This window comes from Pseudomonas fluorescens (assembly GCF_019212185.1).
In the GTDB taxonomy this organism is placed as follows: Bacteria; Pseudomonadota; Gammaproteobacteria; order Pseudomonadales; family Pseudomonadaceae; genus Aquipseudomonas.
Genome location: NZ_CP078138.1, coordinates 102146 through 121222 on the forward strand (window position 1 = coordinate 102146; position 19077 = coordinate 121222).

The 19077-nt window shown below is 59.9% G+C and carries 19 protein-coding genes; 12 read left to right on the forward strand and 7 right to left on the reverse strand.

Annotated features, from left to right (window positions below):
* The first annotated feature begins 246 nt into the window (after positions 1-246).
* The 4 genes from uvrD to KW062_RS00485 all read left to right on the forward strand — a co-directional run bounded on the left by uvrD (position 247) and on the right by KW062_RS00485 (position 4478).
* Positions 247-2427 (forward strand): DNA helicase II, encoded by a 2181-nt coding sequence (gene uvrD, locus KW062_RS00470; RefSeq protein WP_027616757.1) that lies wholly within the window; start codon positions 247-249, stop codon positions 2425-2427.
* 13 nt (positions 2428-2440) lie between these two features.
* Positions 2441-2881 (forward strand): EamA family transporter, encoded by a 441-nt coding sequence (locus KW062_RS00475; protein WP_105753547.1) that lies wholly within the window; start codon positions 2441-2443, stop codon positions 2879-2881.
* A 178-nt stretch (positions 2882-3059) separates the two neighbouring features.
* Positions 3060-3935 (forward strand): Tim44 domain-containing protein, encoded by an 876-nt coding sequence (locus KW062_RS00480; RefSeq protein WP_027616755.1) that lies wholly within the window; start codon positions 3060-3062, stop codon positions 3933-3935.
* A 135-nt stretch (positions 3936-4070) separates the two neighbouring features.
* The gene (locus tag KW062_RS00485) at positions 4071-4478 is read left to right on the forward strand and encodes an SMI1/KNR4 family protein (RefSeq protein ID WP_014720555.1); all 408 of its coding nucleotides are present in this window, start codon (positions 4071-4073) and stop codon (positions 4476-4478) included.
* A gap of 21 nt (positions 4479-4499) precedes the next feature.
* Here KW062_RS00485 and KW062_RS00490 read toward each other — a convergent pair whose 3' ends face one another.
* Positions 4500-6263 carry a cation:proton antiporter gene (locus KW062_RS00490; RefSeq protein WP_105753546.1) on the reverse strand — a complete coding sequence of 588 codons (1764 nt, stop codon included), beginning with the start codon at positions 6261-6263 and terminating at the stop codon, positions 4500-4502.
* A gap of 251 nt (positions 6264-6514) precedes the next feature.
* Between KW062_RS00490 and KW062_RS00495 the strand changes: the two genes are divergently transcribed.
* The gene (locus tag KW062_RS00495; protein WP_027616753.1) at positions 6515-6997 is read left to right on the forward strand and encodes an acyl-CoA thioesterase; all 483 of its coding nucleotides are present in this window, start codon (positions 6515-6517) and stop codon (positions 6995-6997) included.
* Between the two features lie 10 nt (positions 6998-7007).
* Here KW062_RS00495 and pdxY read toward each other — a convergent pair whose 3' ends face one another.
* A complete protein-coding gene (gene pdxY / locus KW062_RS00500) occupies positions 7008-7880 on the reverse strand; it encodes a pyridoxal kinase PdxY (protein WP_027616752.1) in 873 nt (290 codons plus the stop codon).
* A gap of 115 nt (positions 7881-7995) precedes the next feature.
* On the opposite strand from pdxY, the gene KW062_RS00505 reads away from it, so the two are divergent.
* On the forward strand, positions 7996-8394 hold the full coding sequence (locus KW062_RS00505; protein WP_027616751.1) for a DUF3301 domain-containing protein: 399 nt from the start codon (positions 7996-7998) through the stop codon (positions 8392-8394).
* Here the strand turns inward: KW062_RS00505 and KW062_RS00510 are convergent.
* The 3 genes from KW062_RS00510 to zigA form a co-directional block, all read right to left on the reverse strand.
* Complete coding sequence (locus KW062_RS00510) at positions 8388-9344, reverse strand: CobW family GTP-binding protein (protein WP_105753727.1); 957 nt, start codon at positions 9342-9344, stop codon at positions 8388-8390. The two genes, KW062_RS00505 and KW062_RS00510, sit on opposite strands and share 7 nt — an antisense overlap.
* A gap of 88 nt (positions 9345-9432) precedes the next feature.
* Positions 9433-10044 carry a DUF1826 domain-containing protein gene (locus KW062_RS00515; RefSeq protein ID WP_033865964.1) on the reverse strand — a complete coding sequence of 204 codons (612 nt, stop codon included), beginning with the start codon at positions 10042-10044 and terminating at the stop codon, positions 9433-9435.
* Entirely contained in the window at positions 10044-11252 is a 1209-nt protein-coding gene (gene zigA / locus KW062_RS00520; RefSeq protein ID WP_027616748.1) for a zinc metallochaperone GTPase ZigA, read from the reverse strand. The genes KW062_RS00515 and zigA overlap by 1 nt, the downstream gene beginning before the upstream one ends.
* A gap of 135 nt (positions 11253-11387) precedes the next feature.
* Here zigA and KW062_RS00525 point away from each other — a divergent pair, with 135 nt between their 5' ends.
* The 5 genes from KW062_RS00525 (at position 11388) to KW062_RS00545 (ending at position 15572) form a co-directional block, all read left to right on the forward strand.
* Positions 11388-11765 carry a hypothetical protein gene (locus KW062_RS00525; protein WP_027616747.1) on the forward strand — a complete coding sequence of 126 codons (378 nt, stop codon included), beginning with the start codon at positions 11388-11390 and terminating at the stop codon, positions 11763-11765.
* Between the two features lie 89 nt (positions 11766-11854).
* Positions 11855-12751 (forward strand): GTP cyclohydrolase FolE2, encoded by an 897-nt coding sequence (gene folE2, locus KW062_RS00530; RefSeq protein ID WP_027616746.1) that lies wholly within the window; start codon positions 11855-11857, stop codon positions 12749-12751.
* Positions 12748-13308 carry a gamma carbonic anhydrase family protein gene (locus KW062_RS00535; protein WP_105753545.1) on the forward strand — a complete coding sequence of 187 codons (561 nt, stop codon included), beginning with the start codon at positions 12748-12750 and terminating at the stop codon, positions 13306-13308. The genes folE2 and KW062_RS00535 overlap by 4 nt, the downstream gene beginning before the upstream one ends.
* A 1-nt stretch (position 13309) precedes the next feature.
* Positions 13310-14647, forward strand: coding sequence for a dihydroorotase (locus tag KW062_RS00540; protein ID WP_105753544.1), 1338 nt, complete (start codon positions 13310-13312; stop codon positions 14645-14647).
* A 37-nt stretch (positions 14648-14684) separates the two neighbouring features.
* The gene (locus tag KW062_RS00545; protein ID WP_027616743.1) at positions 14685-15572 is read left to right on the forward strand and encodes a His/Gly/Thr/Pro-type tRNA ligase C-terminal domain-containing protein; all 888 of its coding nucleotides are present in this window, start codon (positions 14685-14687) and stop codon (positions 15570-15572) included.
* A 9-nt stretch (positions 15573-15581) separates the two neighbouring features.
* On the opposite strand, the gene KW062_RS00550 is transcribed toward KW062_RS00545, so the two are convergent.
* The gene (locus KW062_RS00550) at positions 15582-16103 is read right to left on the reverse strand and encodes a DUF3617 domain-containing protein (protein WP_027616742.1); all 522 of its coding nucleotides are present in this window, start codon (positions 16101-16103) and stop codon (positions 15582-15584) included.
* Between the two features lie 131 nt (positions 16104-16234).
* Here KW062_RS00550 and cls point away from each other — a divergent pair, with 131 nt between their 5' ends.
* A complete protein-coding gene (gene cls / locus KW062_RS00555; protein WP_105753543.1) occupies positions 16235-17674 on the forward strand; it encodes a cardiolipin synthase in 1440 nt (479 codons plus the stop codon).
* Here cls and cfaB read toward each other — a convergent pair.
* Positions 17671-18858 (reverse strand): C17 cyclopropane fatty acid synthase CfaB, encoded by a 1188-nt coding sequence (cfaB, locus tag KW062_RS00560; protein WP_027616740.1) that lies wholly within the window; start codon positions 18856-18858, stop codon positions 17671-17673. The two genes, cls and cfaB, sit on opposite strands and share 4 nt — an antisense overlap.
* Between the last annotated feature and the right edge of the window lie 219 nt (positions 18859-19077).

The window sequence follows — 19077 nt, forward strand, 5'->3', positions numbered from 1 at the left end:
TCTTATAAGAAGTGGCCACGCTGGGCCGAAACATCACCGGAGCATACACAAGCAATGGTCCTGACCAAACCGCCACGGCGGATAAAAACCAGGCAACCGATGGGCTGCACTTTGCCCCGAAGCTGCCGGGGGCACGGCCTGTGAGGGCTGGCGAGAAATGACCGAGCGGTCGCTCTCGGTAATTCTTTCATCGGTAAATGCAAAGCTCGGTTTGCCCGGTTTGACGCGGCACCCTAGAATGCCCCGATGCGCGATGATCTCTCCCTTTTGCTGAATTCCCTCAACGATGCCCAACGGCAGGCTGTAGCGGCCTCCGTGGGGCGTCAGTTGGTCCTGGCCGGTGCTGGCTCCGGTAAAACCCGAGTGCTGGTGCACCGTATCGCCTGGTTGATCCAGGTCGAAAACGCCTCGCCCCACTCCATCCTGTCGGTGACGTTCACCAACAAGGCCGCTGCGGAGATGCGCCATCGCATCGAGCAGTTGATGGGTATCAACCCGGCCGGTATGTGGGTCGGCACCTTCCACGGTCTGGCGCACCGCCTATTACGGGCACACTGGCAGGAAGCCGGCCTGAGCCAGACCTTCCAGATCCTCGACAGCGACGACCAGCAACGCCTGGTCAAGCGCGTGATCCGCGAGTTGGGTCTGGACGAACAGCGCTGGCCCGCGCGCCAGGCGCAGTGGTTTATCAACGGACAGAAAGATGAAGGCCTGCGCCCTCAACACATCCAGGCCAGCGGCGATCTGTTCCTGGGCACCATGCGCAGTATCTACGAAGCCTATGAGGCTGCTTGCCTGCGCGCCGGCGTCATCGACTTCTCCGAACTGCTGCTGCGCGCCCTCGATCTGTGGCGCGACCATCCGGGCCTGTTGGCGCACTATCAGAAACGCTTCCGCCATGTGCTGGTGGACGAGTTCCAGGACACCAACGCCGTGCAGTACGCCTGGTTGCGACTGCTGGCCAAGGGCGGCGACAGCCTGATGGTAGTGGGCGATGACGACCAGTCGATCTACGGCTGGCGCGGCGCGAAAATCGAAAATATCCATCAGTATTCAGCCGATTTCCCTGACGCTGAAGTGATTCGCCTGGAGCAGAACTATCGCTCCACGGCCGGCATTCTCAAGGCGGCAAACGCCTTGATTGCCAATAACACCGGGCGCCTGGGCAAAGAGTTGTGGACCGACGGCGGTGACGGCGAAGCCATCAACCTCTACGCTGCGTTCAACGAACACGATGAAGCGCGTTATGTTGTCGAAACCATCGAGAGCGCGCTGAAAACCGGCATGGCCCGCAGCGATATCGCGATTTTGTACCGCTCCAACGCCCAATCGCGGGTATTGGAAGAAGCCCTGTTGCGCGAACGCATTCCGTATCGCATCTATGGCGGCCAGCGCTTCTTCGAGCGTGCCGAAATCAAGAACGCCATGGCCTACCTGCGCTTGCTCGAAGGTCGTGGCAATGACGCGGCACTGGAGCGGGTGATCAACGTTCCGGCCCGGGGCATTGGCGAAAAGACCGTCGAAGCCATCCGCGACCACGCCCGTCACAGTGATGTGTCGATGTGGGAAGCCATGCGCCAGCTGGTCGCCAATAAAGGCCTGACCGGTCGTGCGGCGGGCGCCTTGGGCGCGTTCATCGAGTTGATCGAGAACCTGGCGGCGAAAACCGTCGAAATGCCACTGCACCTGATGACCCAGACGGTCATCGAGCAGTCCGGCCTGATCGCCTATCACGAAGCGGAAAAAGGCGAAAAAGGCCAGGCGCGGGTAGAAAACCTTGAGGAACTGGTCAGCGCCGCGCGCAACTTCGAAAACAGCGAAGAAGACGAAGACCTGACCCCCTTGGCCGCGTTCCTCGGCCATGCCTCACTGGAAGCCGGTGACACCCAGGCCGACGAGCACGAAGACAGCATTCAGTTGATGACCTTGCACAGCGCCAAGGGCCTGGAATTTCCCTACGTGTTCCTGGTGGGCATGGAAGAGGGCCTGTTCCCGCACAAGATGAGCCTGGAAGAACCCGGCCGCCTTGAAGAGGAACGTCGCCTAGCGTACGTCGGCATCACCCGCGCCATGCAGAACCTGGTAATGACCTATGCTGAAACCCGGCGCCTGTACGGCAGCGAAACCTACAACAAAGTGTCGCGCTTCGTTCGCGAAGTGCCCAAGGGTCTGATCCAGGAAGTGCGCCTGTCCAACAGCGTCAGTCGTCCTTTCAGCGGCCAGAAGCAGAGTACCAGCAGCATGTTCGCTGGCGCAGAGATCCCGGAAACCGCTTTCAGCCTGGGTCAGCAAGTGCAACATGCGGTCTTCGGCGAAGGGGTGATCCTCAACTTCGAAGGTTCGGGCGCCCAGGCGCGCGTGCAAGTGAACTTCAGCGAAGGCAGCAAATGGCTGATGCTCGGCTACGCCAAGCTCGAGGCCATCTGAGGAAATCATCGACATGGGCTCGGGTTTCTTTTCCTCCTGGACATTCTGGGCCCTGATGTCGGCAGCTTTCGCGGCCCTGACCGCGATCTTTGCCAAGGTCGGCATTGAAAACGTCAATTCCGACTTCGCGACGCTACTGCGTACGATCGTGGTGCTGGTCAGCCTGGCCTTGATTTTGTACGCAACGGGCCAATATCAATCCCTGGGATCGATCTCCGGCAAAAGCTATTTGTTCCTGCTGTTATCAGGGCTGGCGACCGGCGCCTCGTGGATCTGCTACTTCCGTGCGCTCAAGCTCGGACCGGCCTCGCTGGTCGCCCCGGTGGACAAGCTCAGCGTGGTGCTGGTGGCAGTACTGGGGGTGATCCTGCTGGGGGAGAGACTCGACCTGCGGCAATGGGCTGGGATCGGCCTGATATCAGCGGGCGTAGTTCTATTGGCACTACGCCGCTAAACGACTTTTCTAATGAACCAAGCACCCCGTCCTACAGACAAAAGAACATAGCCCTACACGTACCGACTGAGCTGAACGCAGCCTGTCAGGCAAAAGCCCGAAACACTCTGCCGCTAGCCAGTAACACTTCACCTGTGCAACATGGCGCGCGTGCCATCCACAAATGGGAATTCCCTTTATGAAACGTTTTCTTAGCATCGCCATGGCGTTGTGCATCGGCCTGACGATGAGCCTGGACGCCAACGCCAAGCGCTTTGGTGGCGGCAAAAGCTCCGGCGCTGCGCCGTCGCACCAGACCAGCCAAATGGCTCCTTCCTCTCCAGGCATGGGCGGCGCAGCTGCGACCGCCGGTGCTGCCGGTGCCGCTGGCGCTGCCGCCAAGGCCGGCGGTGCTTCGCGCTGGCTCGGCCCTCTGGCCGGTATCGCTGCCGGTGGCCTGCTGGCCTCCATGTTCATGGGCGACGGCTTCCAGGGCATGCAGATCTTCGACATGCTGATCATGGCGGTCATCGCCTTCGTGATCTTCCGCTTCATCGCTTCGCGTCGTCGCAAACAGCAGGAGCACCTGGCACCTGCCGGTCACGCACCTATGCAACGTGAAGCCTTCGAGCAGAAGCCGGCCATGGGCTCGATCTTCGGTGGCTCGGCTGCACCCGCTGCCGCTCGTCCGGTGATCAACGCACCAGCCTGGTTCAATGAACAGCGCTTCATCGAAGCTGCGCGCAACCACTTCCAGTCCCTGCAACAGCACTGGGACGCCAACGAAATGGACAAGATCGCCGAGTTCGTGACCCCGCAACTGCTTGAGTTCCTCAAGCGCGAACGTGCCGACCTGGGCGACGGCTTCCAGTCGACCTACATCGACAACCTGACTGTGCAACTGGACGGCGTGGACGATCGCGCAGACAAGACCATCGCCACTCTGACCTTCAGCGGCGTGTCGAAGACCTCGCGCTTCGACCAGGGCGAAGTGTTCAGCGAAAGCTGGAACATGGAACGTCCGCAAGGCGAGAACCAGCCTTGGCTGGTCGCCGGTATCCGCCAGAACGGCTAATACCCTGCAGTTTTGCATGCAGTAAAAAAAACCCCAGCCTCGGCTGGGGTTTTCTATTTCGCGGTTGCATCTATAGCAAGCTACTGTATAAACCGCCCCAACCAAACCGCGCCATTGAGCAAGAGGATCCCGGACGTGGAAGAAATCATCGAACAACTGCGAGAAGCCAACGAACCGGTACCGGTGCCCTTGGAGCTGCCCGACGAAGACCTGCTGGTGGAAATCGAGGAACAGCTGTTCATCGACATCCCGTTTGTCTTCCGCGAATTCCTGCTGACCGTCAGCGATGTCGTCTACGGCAGCCTGGAGCCGGTGACTGTCACCGACCCACAATCCCACACCTACCTGCCAGACGTTGCCGCCAACGCATGGGATGCCGGCGTCGACCGCAGCCTGATCCCGATCTGCCAGGACGGTGACGACTACTACTGCGTCGAGGAAGACGGCACTGTGGTGCTGTGGTCGGCCGAAGAAGAACTGGTCACCGAAGAGACCTGGGAATCGGTATGGCACTGGGCGCGGGACGTCTGGCTGGAAAGCTGATGGGCCAGACGCCCGGCCGGGTCAATGCCCGGATGAATCCTTGTGGTTATCCAGGGTTTCCAGCAGGGCCACTTGCATCCGCGTGTGCACGCGGATGAACCAACGCCAAAGCAATGCCGCCACGGCAGCAGTGACCACGGCAATCAGCAGCAGTAACTTGTTGGTCGGCAAAATGCTGGCCGACAAGGCTGCCAGCAACAGGAAAATCACCAACAGCGAGAGAATCGGGATCACCTCGGCGATCACTCGACGCACGCGCTGCGTATGGCGCCCGGCCATCTCCGGCTTGACGCCCATCTCTGCCAGCAGCATCGACAGTGCCTTGAGCTTGCGATAAGCCGCAATCAGGAACGGCAACGACACCAGCAACGCCCCACCCCAGATCAACGCTTTCTGCCAGCTCGGGTCACTGATCCAGTCTTGCAGGTAGGCAGACATGCGCTCGGCAAAGAACGCCCCCGAGAAAAAGATCGCCACCACCAGCGCCAGGTTGACCCCGACCTGCAACAGAATCCGCCGGATCATCGAGGCCAGCATCGCGCCCTCACCCTGCGGCTGAATACTGCGCAGCCATTCGCCATACATCCCCAACACCCGACCCAGCCGGGTCGGAATCACATTGGCGAGCTTGATCGACAACGGATCGGCGGCACGGATCAGGTATGGCGTCAGCAGGGTGGTGATCACCGAAACCGCCACGGCCACCGGGTAAAGGAAATTACTGGTGACCTGCAGGGTCATGCCCAGCGCTGCGATGATGAAAGAAAATTCGCCAATCTGCGACAACCCCATCCCTACCCGCAGTGAGGTACGTCCATCATTGCCGGCAATGAATGCCCCGAGTCCGCACGAGAACATTTTCCCCAGCACCACCGCCACGGTAATCACTGCAATCGGCCAGGCGTATTGCAACAGGATCATCGGGTCGAGCATCAGGCCGATGGCGACGAAGAAGATCGCACTGAACAGGTCGCGAACCGGTTCGATCAAACGCTCAATTTTCAGCAACTGCCGGGACTCGGCCATGATTGCGCCAATCAGGAACGCTCCCAGCACCATGCTGTACTCCAGCTTGACCACCAGCAGGCAGAAACCGAAACACAGGCCCAGCACGGTGATCAGCAGCATTTCATTGCTTTCGAATTTGGCCACGTAGGCCAATAGTCTGGGCACCAGCAGGATGCCCACCACCAGGGCGACGATCATGAACAGCGACAGTTTGCCGACGGTGGAGAACACCTCGCCGGAACTCACGGTGCCACTGACGGCGATGCTCGAGAGCAAGGCAATGATGCCGATGCCCAGAATGTCCTCGACGATCAGCACGCCAAAAATCAGCTGGGCAAAGCGCTCGTTTTTCATCTTCAAGTCATTCAGAGCCTTGACGATGATGGTGGTCGAGGAAATGGCCAGGATTGCGCCAAGGAACAGCGAATCCATGGTGTTCCAGTCGAACCAGCGGCCGATTTCGTAGCCGATCCAGATCATCAGCACGATTTCCAGGAACGCCGCGATAAAGGCCGTCGCGCCGACCTTGAACAGCTTGCGCAGGCTGAACTCCAGACCGAGACAGAACATCAGGAAGATCACCCCCAACTCCGCCAGGGTCTTGATGGTCTGTTCGTCGTGAATCAGCCCGAATGGTGGCGTGTGCGGACCGATGATGAAGCCGGCGACGATGTAACCGAGGACCACCGGTTGTTTCATCCGGTGAAACAATACGGTCACTACCCCGGCCACCATCATGATCACTGCCAAATCCTGAATGAAACTGATGGCATGCATGGCGAAGGCTCCTTGACGTGGGGTACGGGCGGCGGCATCCGATCAACGGGCACGAGAAAAGGCCACGCAAAAGGACTTTCGCAGGGTAACACCGCGACTTAAGGCAGAAACGCGGTGCAATATATGGAAACAGATGGATACAAGCGTGACGACCGCGCCGGGCGTGGCGTCCCGTAAAGGATGGTTTTAAAAACTGATCAAGTGCCCGCAGAGGCGCTCCCCGAATTGCTGCCTACCACCGTGAGTGTGCTATGGAACCCGGAAACGCCCAGCTGTCGATGACCGTCCTGATGACCCCCGACATGGCCAACTTCTCTGGCAATGTCCACGGCGGCACCCTGCTCAAATACCTGGATGAAGTGGCCTACGCCTGCGCCAGCCGATATGCCGGCCGCTACGTAGTGACCCTGTCGGTCGACCAGGTGATCTTTCGCGAACCGATTCATGTCGGTGAACTGGTGACGTTCCTTGCGTCGGTCAACTACACCGGCAACACGTCGATGGAAGTCGGCATCAAGGTGGTCACCGAAAACATCCGCGAGCGCTCGGTGCGTCACACCAACAGTTGCTTCTTCACCATGGTCTCGCTCGACGATGAGCGCAAGCCGGCCCCCGTCCCGCCGCTGCAGCCGCAGAACAGCGAGGACCGCCGCCGCTTCATCCAGGGCAAGCAGCGCCGGCAGATCCGCCAGGAAATGGAAAAGCGTTACCAGGAACTCAAGGCCGACGTCTGATGCGCGAGCGTCAGAGGCTGATTGCCGTCGCCTCGAATTTCACCCGCGGATGAGCGATACGATCCTGGGCCCGCACCAGTTGCAGTTCGTAGCTGGCACAGGCCTGGGTTTCCAGCAGCACTTCGTGCACCGCCGCGGCGGCGAATTCAAACGCAGCAACCAGGCTGTCACCCAGCAGGACACGCGCGAGGAACAGACCCGACGTCAGGTCGCCAACTCCGACAGGCTGACGCGGGAAGGCCAGCAGCGGTCGACGTAGATGCCAACTGCCTTCAGCCGTCACCAAGAGCATCTCGAACCCGTCCGGCAACTTGCCGGGATAATCCAGATGTTTGACCAGCACTGCCTTCGGGCCACGGGCCAACAGCGCCCGGGCCATGGCCAGGCAATCGAACAGTGACTGCGGCTTGCGCCCGGAAAAGCTGTCCAGCTCCAACTGATTCGGGCACATGAAGTCGGCCACCGACGCGGCTTCGTTCAGCAGGAAGTCGCTGACCTCGGCAGGCACGATGCAGCCTTTCTCGGCATGTCCCATCACCGGATCACAGAGGTACAAGGCATGAGGATTGACCGCCTTGATTCGCGCCACGCCACTGAGGATCGCCCGGCCCTGATCGGCACTGCCCAGATAACCCGATAGCACTGCATCGCAGTTACCCAGTTCGCCAATCGCCGCAATTCCCTCCACCAGCGCCGGAATCTGCTGCGGCGCCAGTACCTCGCCCGCCCACTGGCCGTACTGAGTGTGGTTGGAAAACTGCACCGTGTTCAGCGGCCAGACATTTACCCCGACCCGCTGCATCGGGAAAACCGCGGCGCTGTTGCCGGCATGACCGAAAACCACGTGAGACTGGATGGCGAGCAGATGAGGTGTACGTTTCATGCGGGATGTCCGTAAAACCATTGAAATTCGAGCCGAGCAGTATGCGACTAAACGCAGCCTGTACGACAGGCCAATGTCGCAGTTAAGCTGCGGCTAATTAGTTGGAGTGTTGTGGATGCTGACCCTGGGAAACATCTTTGTCCTGATGCTGCTGGCCACCGGTGCGGCGTGGCTGTGGCACAACCACGGCTTGCGCGAGCGGGCGCTGGAAAGGGTCAAGCGGCATTGCGCCAAACTCGATATCGAACTGCTCGACGGTAACGTGGCGCTGAAAAAAATCGGCTTGGTCAAAGACGCCAATGGACGCCGGCGCCTGGCGCGGATCTACAACTTTGAGTTCACCGTGACCGGCGAAACCCGCCATACCGGGACTATCACCCAGTTCGGCGCCCACAGTGCGCAGATCGAACTGGCGCCCTACCCGATCCCCCACGAGGAAAAGCCCGAGGTGCAAAGCGCCGAAGTCATCGAGCTCAGCCAATGGCGCCAGGATCACAGCAAGTGGCGTCAGTGACGGCAGCGCGCAAAGTGCTCCTTTAGTTCGTCAATTGCCTGTGGTGCGTCGAAAATCAATTCCAGACGTGAGTCCTGACGCCATTCACTGGGCTGCCACTGCAAGGCGGCGTTATCCAGCGCGTTGAGCGACTCCCAGCCGTCAGGGCTGTGGATAACCGCTTTTGCCCGGCGCCAATCCAGCGTCTGCAGCCAGTCCTGCAGCCCCTGGCGATCAAACACCTGGCTCGGGTGCCAGCGCCAACCGATGCTCCAGCCGCCTTTCTGATGCTGACTGAGGCAGATTGGCAAACGTGGATCGGTCCAGATCAGCGGCGGCGAGGCCGATGCCCCGCTCACGTTATCCACAGCGGCGTTGCCGCGCTGCTCTATTCCCGGCAGCTCGCTCAAGAGTAACTGCCCCTGCTCGGTCCAAATCAGCGGAATCTGTGGCAACCGGTCGCGAATCCGTTGTCGCGCTTCGTCACCCAGATCGGCCGCCTTGTTCAACAGCAACAGGCCGGCATCCGGTATAGCTTGTTCTTGAGCGCTCGGCAGCGGTTTACCGGCGGCCAGTGCTTGCGCATCGAGCACCATGACGCAGGGCTGGATCGTCAACACGCCTCGCCAAGGCGCTTCGCTCAGTTGCCGGATTAACTGGACGGGATGGCCAAGCCCGGAAGGCTCAATGAACAGGCGGTCAGGGCGGGATTTGCGCAGAAGGCGCCCCAGACCAATCTGGAACGGAGCGCCGTTGACGCAACACAGGCAGCCGCCGGCGACTTCGCCCAAGGCGATGCCATCGGCATCGGAGGTCAGCAGCGCAGCGTCGATGCCGATTTGCCCGAACTCATTGATCAGCACGGCCCAGCGCTCATGTACTGGCCGCTGCGCCAGCAATTGCTTGAGCAAACTGGTCTTGCCAGCCCCCAGCGGGCCGGCAATCACGTGGGTGGGGATGTTGTGCAACAGACTGGAAGATTTCACAGCAGATAACGGCATCATGGAGAGGTGCCACCAATATGCCTGAGCAATGAGCGATGCACTATCACCGCCGGACTCAGGCCAGCCAGTCCAGGGTCAGGATCAACCGGCGTTCACCAGACAGCGGTTGAGGCGATCGGTGGACCAGGCCAAATCCTTCGTTACCTTGCCACTTTTCGCCCTTGAGCAGCGCCACTTCACCACAGAGCATGTGTTGACAGTCCTCGGGCTCGGCTAGCACATTGCCCAGATGCTGACGGCTCATGGCGTCTTCTCCAAGCCACTGGCTGCCGAGGCCGGCATAGGTGGTAATCAGTCGCACCGGTACGTGATCAACGTGAAAGCGCGGACACATGGCCTTATCCAGCGCTCGAACACGAACGCCAATGCGCCGCGCGCCCAACAGGCAGGCAAAAGCGCTAATCAGCCAGGACACATCGGCGATAAAGCCTTCGTATCCCTCGAGATCGCTGTAGCTGGAGGCCAATCCCTTCAAGTTCGGCGGTACTTCGTCATCCGCCAACTCCACCACCAGCGACTCGGCCAATGGCTGCTGCAACGACAGCAGCAACTCACCGAAATCGGCGATATGCAGCGGTAACTGACGCTGCCAGACGGTCAGGTTGGTATCGTCCTCGAGTATCCGGGCGAACACCTCGGGAGTCTGGCCAAGGACCTGCTTCGGCATCAGGCCGCCTCCTCGTCGATCCAGGGTCCAAAAGGATCTTCCAGCAGACGCCAGCCCTCGATACCCAGCGCCATCTCAGCATCACTCAACAGGCACTCATCAAGCTCATTAGTCAGCTGGGCGAAGTCGATGTTCTGGCCAATGAACACCAGCTCCTGGCGGCAATCACCGGTGGTTGCCGTCCAGTTCTGCAGAATCGCAGCGGTACTTTCCTGATCATCTGGCCACTGGTTTTTCGGCACGAACCGCCACCAGCGCCCGGCAAAACCATGACGCATCAAACCACCGGCCTGCGACCAACTGCCGGCGTCCTGGTGCTTGCTGGCCAGCCAGAAAAACCCTTTTGAACGCAGCAGCTTCCCGTTCACCCAGGGGCGATTGATAAAATTGAAGAAGCGCTGCGGATGAAACGGCCGACGCGCTCGATAGGCGCTTGAGGCGATGCCGTACTCGGTAGTTTCCGGCACATGCGCGCCGCGCAACTCCTGCAACCAGCCGGGGGCTTGTGAGGCTTTCTCGAAATCGAAGCGACCGGTGTTGAGAATCTGCTTGAGCGGCACCTCCCCCATGACCATCGGAATAATCCGCGCCTGGGCGTTCAAGCGCTTGAGAATCGCCACTAACTCTTCGCGCTCGGCGCTGCTGATCAAATCGATCTTGCTGATCAGCAGCACATCCGCGAATTCGATCTGCTCGATCAGCAGATCCGTGATCGACCGCTCGTCATCCTCACCCAGGGTCTCCCCGCGAGAGGCAAGACTTTCAGCGGCCTGATAGTCGAGCAGGAAGTTCATCCCGTCGACCACCGTCACCATGGTGTCCAGGCGCGCGATATCCGCCAGGCTTTGGCCCGATTCATCGCGAAAGGTGAAGGTCTCTGCTATCGGCAACGGCTCGGAAATCCCAGTGGACTCGATCAACAGATAATCGAAGCGACCGTCACGGGCCAGCGCACTGACCTCCTCCAGCAAATCCTCGCGCAGGGTGCAGCAAATGCAGCCGTTGCTCATTTCCACGAGCTTTTCCTGGGCGCGGTTGAGGGTGACATCGCGTTGCACCGCGCTGCCGTCGATGTTGATTTCACTCATGTCGTTGACGATCACCGCCACCCGCAAGTTCTCGCGGTTGCGCAGGACATGGTTGAGCAGCGTACTTTTGCCGGCACCAAGAAAACCGGACAACACGGTAACGGGGAGACGATTGGGCATCAGGGGTCCTCCATGAGGAGCGAGAAAACGGCGAATCGCAAATGTTATAGTATAACAATGCAAATAATCCACTCTGCCCTTGCCGCCCCACGACGAAGGGCGTAATCCTGAGCGCGCCCCAACTGTGAGAATCCCATGCACATCGCCTTGAAATGCACGCTTTTCGGCCTGTCGCTGATGGTCATGACTGACGCTAATGCTTTACCGCCAGGCCAGACAACCTGCACCCGCAGCGCCAATCTGCTGGCTTGCGTGGATCCGCAAGGCAATGCCTATAGCATTGCCACCGCAGGCGATACCACCTACACGCGCGGCTATGAACAGCTCGGCAAACGCTATTGGGCGCAGACCAGCAGCCGTTACGGCCAACTGACCTTCTTCACCGGCCTGGCCTCCGACGGCGAAGCCTGGGTCGGCTACAGCCGGCGCGTTGGTTGGACCACCCTCAACCGTTTTTCCAGTTCGGGAGGCTCAAGTGCCAGGTTCACTTGTAGCCGCTTGACCGGCTGCTAAAACCGCTTTAACCGCGCATCAAAAAAACTCTCGCCGGACGTATTGTTACGATATAACATCTTTCAAAAATTTCACCGACGGACCTATTCATGAATGCCCTGACTTTGCCGGATATAGCCGCGCAGGCTTCACGCCAATCTTTGCTTCTGGATTGGGTGGGCATGTGCGGGATCGCTGTTCCTGTAATCCTGGATGACCAGCGTGTAAGTGCGATCGCTGACGCGGGTGTCAGCCTGGATAACGCAGAGGCCCGGGGCATTCATATGTCGCGGTTGTACCTGGCGTTGGAAATGCTGGAGTTGGGGAACTTGAGTCCCGCCCTGCTACGCCGCGTACTGCAATCATTCCTCGATAGCCACAACGGTTTGTCCCAAGCCGCCTACCTGCGCATTCATACGGCCTTGCTGTTGAAACGACCGGCATTGGTCAGTCCGTTGGCGGGATGGAAAAGCTATCCACTGATCGTTGATGCGCGCCTGCAGTGCGAAATGTTCCACGTGGAACTGAAGTTAGAGGTGCCTTACTCATCCACCTGCCCGTGCTCAGCCGCGCTCTCCAGACAGCTGATTCAACAGCAATTCGTCGACGACTTTGCCAACAAGCCTTTGCATCACGCAGACGTCCTGACCTGGCTTGGCTCAGCGAATGGCATCACGGCAACGCCTCATAGCCAGCGCAGCACCGCTCATCTGAACCTGCATCTGGATAACAGCGTGGACGACCTACCCTTGGTTGCCGCCATCAACGCCGCCGAAGCAGCGCTGGGAACCGCCGTGCAAACCGCAGTCAAGCGCGTGGACGAGCAGGCCTTCGCCTTGGCCAACGGGCAGAACCTGATGTTCTGTGAAGATGCGGCGCGACGCCTGCACCTGGCGTTAAGACGCTTTCCCGGCCTCCAGGGATTTGACCTGCGCGTGGTCCACGCCGAGAGCTTGCACGCTCATGACGCCGTGGCCGAAAGCCGCTGGAAGCGGGAGGCCGCATGATCCGCAAGAATCCTTCCGGCGATTTGCCCGTCATTGCCGAGTCCGCCTACATCGATAAAACCGCAATCATCTGCGGCAAGGTGATCATTGGCGAAAACGTTTTTGTCGGGCCCTACGCCGTCATCCGTGCCGATGAAGTCGATGCGTCAGGCAGCATGCAGCCAATCACCATTGGCGCCAATTCGAACATTCAGGACGGCGTGGTCATCCACTCCAAATCAGGTGCTGCCGTGACCATTGGCGAGTTCAGCTCAATCGCTCATCGCTCCATCGTCCATGGTCCCTGCACCGTCGGTGATCGGGTGTTCATCGGTTTCAATAGCGTGCTGTTCAATTGCGCCGTAGATGACGGCTGTGTGGTGCGGCATAACTCGGTGGTCGACGGCCGGGATCTGCCTCCGGCTTTTTACGTACCCTCGACCACACGGATCGGCCCCGCAACCGACCTGTCCCAATTCCCGCCGGTCAGCGTCAGCGCCTCGGAGTTTTCCGAAGATGTCGCGCGTACCAACGTCGATCTGGTGCGCGGGTATAAAGCCCTGCAGAACGAGTTCTGAGATGAATAGCGTGCTGATTCGCAACGCGCGTCTGGTCAATGAGGGGCAGCAGTTCGATGCGGATCTGCTGGTAGATCACGGCCGGATCGTCAAAATCGCCAGTAGCATCGAGGGCGAAAATGCGGCATTGGAAATCGACGCAAATGGCCAATGGTTGTTGCCAGGGATGATCGACGACCAAGTGCACTTTCGTGAGCCTGGCGCGCCAGACAAAGGCAGCTTCTACACAGAATCGCGGGCTGCCGTGGTGGGTGGCATCACCAGTTTTATGGACATGCCCAACACTCAGCCCGCGACGTTGACGCTGGCCGCACTGGAGGACAAAAAACGCCGGGCTGCACTCAGTTCCGTGGCCAACTATGGCTTCCACTTCGGGGTCAGCAACGACAACCTCGATACGGTCGCGGCGCTCAACCCAAGCGCCGTGGCCGGCGTCAAAGTGTTCATGGGCGCCTCGACCGGCAACATGCTGGTGGATGACCCGCAGGTACTGGAGCGTCTATTTGCCGAAGTACCCACTGTGCTCCTGGCACACTGCGAGCACACGCCGAGCATTCAGGAAAACCAGCAGCGTTTCGCCGAGCGCTATGGCGACAATGTTCCAGCCGGCGCTCACCCGCTGATTCGCGACGCTCAGGCATGCTTTCGCTCCTCGTCACTGGCGGTGGAATTGGCCAAGCGCTTTGGCACCCGATTACACGTCCTGCACCTGACCACCGCGCAGGAGCTGACCCTGTTCGAGGACAAACCCCTGGCGCAGAAACAGATTACTGCCGAGGTTTGTCTGCATCATTTGTTGTTCGATGACCGTGACTATCCGCGCCTGGGCAACTTGATCAAATGCAATCCGGCAATCAAGACCCAGGCCGATCGTGACGCCCTGCGCCTGGCATTGTTGGGCAATCGACTGGACGTTATCGGCAGTGACCATGCCCCGCATACCTGGGCAGAGAAACAGCGCCCCTACCCACTGGCCCCAGCCGGTCTACCCTTGGTACAACATGCCCTGCCCGCATTGCTGGAACTGGTGGCCGACCACGTACTGCCGTTGACCACGCTGGTCGCCAAGACCAGTCATCGCGTGGCCGACCTGTTCGCCATTCCTGACCGCGGATACTTACGCGAAGGCTACTGGGCCGACCTGGTGCTGATTCGCCCAGAGCCCGAGGGTCGGGCGGTATCCCGCCAGCCGATTTTGGCGCAATGTGGCTGGACGCCCTTTGCCGAGCGGCGGTTTCGCCACAGCGTATCTACCACTTTAGTGTCGGGTCAGATCGCCTGGCACGCCGAAAGTCTTAATGACAGCTGCAAGGGTTTGCCCTTACGGTTCAACCGTTGAATCCGGTTACCTGTATGACTACCGGGGGTCACTGAGCATGCTCCAGATCACTCTGCCAGACGGCACACTGCGTGAGTTCGACCAACCCCTCTCCGTCTCCGAGCTGGCGTCGAGTATTGGCCTGGGCCTGGCCAGGGCCGCCGTCGCCGGTCGGGTCAACGGTACCCTGGTCGATTGCGCCTTCGTTATCCGCCATAACGCCCGCGTGGGCATTGTGACCGCCCGCGAACCTGAAGGCCTGGAAATCCTTCGACGCTCCTGCGCCCTCCTGCTGGCAATGGCGATCAAGCAACTGCACGCTCGCGCCAGCATCCTCGCCGGCTCAGTGGTCGGTGACGGCTTCTATTGCGAGTTCTCCCACAGCCGAACCTTGCACCCCGATGATCTGCGCCTGATCGAAGCGAGGATGTACGCCCTGGCGCTGGCCAATCACTCCATCCGGCATGTCCTGGCCTTGTATCAGTTGGCGCACTGCGCCACGGTCGGCGCAGGTCCCCACGCCCCGTCCACCAATGTATTGCGCGCCTTCAGCCTGGCGCATGTGAATGGCAGCGCACGGCAGCGGATCTACGGGGTGTGCTGGACCGATCAGCAAGAGCTCGACGCATGGCGAGCACCACAGCAGGCGATGGTGGTGAGCGTCGATGAGCGCCAGATCGAATACACCCAGTCGGTGACCGACGCCCTGCGTCGAGCCGGAGTACGAGCCAACTCCGACGTGCGCAACGAGAAAATCGCCGACAAAATCCGTCAGCACCGCTCACAAGCGGTGCCTTATCTATTAGTGGTGGGCGAGCGGGAAATGGCCGGCGACTTCGTCAGCCTGCGCAGCGGCGAGGGTGAGAATTTGGGTCAGATGAATATTGCCGCGGCCTGCGAGCGATTGCGTGGCGGGACGCTCGCTCGCGAGGGCGCAGCACCGTAAGTGCAGACTTCAGGCGCGCGGTTTGACCGTGCCGCAATCCTGCCCCAGCCATACGGCGCGGGTGTCCATGCTGCCCGCTTGCTGAATGCCGGTGGCATTGAAGGTGCCGTTGACCGAAGCATTGAACTCGCGGTCGCTGAGGAAAGTGGCGACGCCTGTGCCCTGGGCTTTCGGGCAACTGAAGCGGAACTTCCACTGATTACCACTGCGGTCGGTGACCTCTTGCTTGCAGCCCGATTGCGGGTCTTGCAGCGGGATATCGTCCGTCTTCACTTGCTCCGGGGTCAGGCACACACGAATCCCCTTGCCGCCCATATTGATCCCCTGCTTCTCCAGCGCCGCTTTCTGCGCCGGAGTGATTTGATTGCCCAATTGGCTGAGGATCAATTGCAGGTCCGGCAGGTTCTGGTTATCGACCTTCATATTGCTCGAGGTCAGTTCCCACAACCCCGGTTGTAGCATCTGCGCCTGCGCGGCGACAGGAACCGACAAGCCAACAGCCATGAGCCAACCCAGCAGACGTACGTTCATCAAGTAACTCCCAGTCAGTAATGGCCGTTAGACGTCGCCAATCTACTTCGGTTGCATGGCGAATTAAATAGCGACATTGCGCCTGGAACATGGTCTGTTAGGCATTGAATTCTCCGGAGCAAGGTTGCCCCATGGATTTTTTCGGACCTCATCTTTTTGCCTACCTGATCGCGCTCATTCATTCCCTGGGCTCGATTGCGGCCATCCATGCCGTTCTCACCGTGCGCACCGCACAAGGCTCAATCGCCTGGGCACTGTCGCTGGTCTTCATCCCCTACCTGACCCTGATTCCTTATCTGGTGTTCGGCCGCAGTACTTTCGATGCCTACATCAAGGCCCGACGCCAGGCCAACGAACAGATGCGCCGGGCCATCGCCGACTTGAACTGGCGACCGTGGGTCGAAGAAGCGCTGACCGCCCGTGCTTCAGCCGCCTACGCCTCTCTGCGCGCCATGCCCAAGCTGGGGCGGATGCCCTGCCTGGCAAACAATCAGGTGCGGCTGTTGATCAACGGTCATGCCACCTTCGACGCAATCTTCGACGCCATCGAGCAGGCACGCGAAGCGATATTGATCCAGTTTTTCATCGTCCATGACGACGAACTCGGGCGCCGCCTGCAAAGCCTGCTGCTGGAAAAAGCTGCGCAAGGGGTCGCGGTGTATTTGCTCTATGACCGCATTGGCAGCCATTCCCTGCCCCACAGCTATGTGCAGACCCTGCGCGACGCCGGCGTGCAGGTCAAAGCCTTCGCCACCCGCAGCGGCTGGCTCAATCGCTTCCAGGTGAATTTTCGCAATCACCGCAAGATCGTCGTGGTCGACGGCCTGCAGGGTTTTGTCGGCGGGCATAACGTCGGCGATGAGTACCTGGGCGCCAAGCCGCCACTGTCGCCGTGGCGCGACACCCACGTGGCGGTCAGCGGGCCGGTGGTGGCCTGCATGCAAGAGTCGTTCGCTGAAGACTGGTTCTGGGCAGCACGGGAGTTGCCACCGCTGATCCTGCCGCAAAGCTATCCGGATGACGGCGTTCTCTGCCAACTGCTGGCCAGTGGGCCGGCGGACCCTTATGAAACCTGCTCGCTGTTTTTTGTCGAGGCCATCCACGCGGCGACCGAACGAGTGTGGATCACCAGCCCCTACTTCGTCCCCGATGAAGCAGTATTCGCCGCCCTGCGCCTGGCCGTCCTGCGCGGCGTCGACGTGCGCCTGCTGTTGCCGTCGCGACCGGACCACCGCATCGTTTACGCCGCCTCCAGCCTCTATGCGTTCGAAGCTGTGCGCGCCGGCGTTCGGGTGTTTCGCTATCAGCCCGGTTTCCTGCACCAGAAGGTGGTGTTGATCGACGGTGAAATCAGCGCCATTGGCAGCGCCAACCTCGACAACCGTTCCTTCAGGCTCAACTTCGAGGTGATGCTGCTCACCGTGGACAGCGTCTTCGCTGGCGAAGTGGAGCGCATGCTTGAACAGGACTTTGCCCTGTCGCAAGAACTGAACAAGGATGCAGGCCGGCAAACCCACCGCCTGCAACAGCTCGGCATGCGGGTCGCCCGGCTGATTTCGCCGATTCTCTAGGGGTGGTAGATATCGTCGCGGGTCCAGGGCAACTCGTGACTGCCATCGGCGTGGGCTTTGACTGCGAGAATCTGGTGCAGGTTGATCCAGCCCCGCGCAAAGGCATAAGCGCAGCCAGCCAGGTATAAGCGCCAGATACGCAGCGCTTGCTGCGGAACCTCTTTGGCCGCGGCATCTAAGTTGTCTTCGAGCCGCTCGCTCCAGTGATCCAGGGTGCGCGCATAGTGCAGGCGCAGGCTTTCGACATCGACGATCTCCAGTCCGGCCTCACTGATCTCGGCGGAGATCATCGACAGATGGGGCAACTCACCATTGGGGAACACATAGCGCTCGATAAAATCACCCGCGCCCCGCCCCACCGGACGCCCATCGATCGATTTGGCGGTAATCCCGTGGTTCATCACCAGGCCGCCTTCACGTACCGCACCAAATAATGTCCGGCAATATTCGGCCAGGTTGGCATGGCCGACGTGTTCGAACATGCCGACACTCACCACCTTATCGAAACGGCCATCCTGCGGCAGGTCGCGATAGTCGAGCAGCTGCAATTCGACCTGATCCTGCAGCCCCTCTTCGTTCACCCGCTCCCGCGCCAGAGCCAACTGCTCCTTGCTTAAGGTAATGCCGAACACCTTGACCCCGAATTCCCGCGCGGCATAGCGCGCCAGCCCGCCCCAACCGCAGCCCACGTCCAGCAGGTATTCCCCCGGTTGCAACCGGAGCTTGCGGCACAGGTGACGGAATTTCGCCTGCTGCGCCTGCTCGAGGGTTTCGCTGCCGGTCTCGAAATAGGCGCAGGAGTACGCCATGTCGCTGTCGAGCCACAGCTGATAGAACGCATTGGACAGGTCGTAATGATAGGAGATCGCCGCCGCGTCGGTGGCTTTGTCGTGGGCGGTGCGTACCGGCTGGCTGTCATCGTCTTCGTTGAGCAGCGCCTGGCTCCACTCGTCACACACCCGGATCACATCGCTGATCGAGCCTTCCAGCTCCAGCTTGCCTTCAACAAAAGCTGCGCCGAGCAGGTCGAGGCTGGGGTGGGTGAACTGCGAGACCATCTGCGGATCCTTGACCACGATAGTGACACTGGGCGCCGGGCCCAGGTTGAATTCGTGGCCGTCCCAGAGTCGCAAACGCAGTGGCAAATGCAGGTTCTGCAAAGCCAGTGGAAGTTGAGCGAGCATGAAAACCCCCTGTTCCAGACGTCTGTCATGAGGGTAGACCATAGTAGAAAATTAGCAGGCTATCGAAATATACGCCTTTTTCCATCGGTCATAGCGCACAGAACGCTGTCGTTAAACCTGTCCTTCAGGCAGAAGAACGCCTGCACAGGCACGCCCTCACTGTGGTTGACTGTCAATTTTCGGCGCAGTTCGAATAATCATGACGGCTTGACTTTGAAT

Bases quoted from the DNA above. Each gene is read 5' to 3' on its own strand.
- KW062_RS00480 (WP_027616755.1), top strand. From the start codon at position 3,060: ATGAAACGTTTTCTTAGCATCGCCATGGCGTTGTGCATCGGCCTGACG.
- KW062_RS00535 (WP_105753545.1), top strand. From the start codon at position 12,748: ATGATCCGCAAGAATCCTTCCGGCGATTTGCCCGTCATTGCCGAGTCC.
- KW062_RS00490 (WP_105753546.1), bottom strand. From the start codon at position 6,263: ATGCATGCCATCAGTTTCATTCAGGATTTGGCAGTGATCATGATGGTG.
- KW062_RS00525 (WP_027616747.1), top strand. From the start codon at position 11,388: ATGCACATCGCCTTGAAATGCACGCTTTTCGGCCTGTCGCTGATGGTC.
- folE2 (WP_027616746.1), top strand. From the start codon at position 11,855: ATGAATGCCCTGACTTTGCCGGATATAGCCGCGCAGGCTTCACGCCAA.
- KW062_RS00540 (WP_105753544.1), top strand. From the start codon at position 13,310: ATGAATAGCGTGCTGATTCGCAACGCGCGTCTGGTCAATGAGGGGCAG.
- KW062_RS00495 (WP_027616753.1), top strand. From the start codon at position 6,515: ATGGAACCCGGAAACGCCCAGCTGTCGATGACCGTCCTGATGACCCCC.
- KW062_RS00505 (WP_027616751.1), top strand. From the start codon at position 7,996: ATGCTGACCCTGGGAAACATCTTTGTCCTGATGCTGCTGGCCACCGGT.
- pdxY (WP_027616752.1), bottom strand. From the start codon at position 7,880: ATGAAACGTACACCTCATCTGCTCGCCATCCAGTCTCACGTGGTTTTC.
- KW062_RS00475 (WP_105753547.1), top strand. From the start codon at position 2,441: ATGGGCTCGGGTTTCTTTTCCTCCTGGACATTCTGGGCCCTGATGTCG.
- KW062_RS00550 (WP_027616742.1), bottom strand. From the start codon at position 16,103: ATGAACGTACGTCTGCTGGGTTGGCTCATGGCTGTTGGCTTGTCGGTT.
- cfaB (WP_027616740.1), bottom strand. From the start codon at position 18,858: ATGCTCGCTCAACTTCCACTGGCTTTGCAGAACCTGCATTTGCCACTG.
- zigA (WP_027616748.1), bottom strand. From the start codon at position 11,252: ATGCCCAATCGTCTCCCCGTTACCGTGTTGTCCGGTTTTCTTGGTGCC.
- cls (WP_105753543.1), top strand. From the start codon at position 16,235: ATGGATTTTTTCGGACCTCATCTTTTTGCCTACCTGATCGCGCTCATT.
- KW062_RS00515 (WP_033865964.1), bottom strand. From the start codon at position 10,044: ATGCCGAAGCAGGTCCTTGGCCAGACTCCCGAGGTGTTCGCCCGGATA.
- uvrD (WP_027616757.1), top strand. From the start codon at position 247: ATGCGCGATGATCTCTCCCTTTTGCTGAATTCCCTCAACGATGCCCAA.
- KW062_RS00545 (WP_027616743.1), top strand. From the start codon at position 14,685: ATGCTCCAGATCACTCTGCCAGACGGCACACTGCGTGAGTTCGACCAA.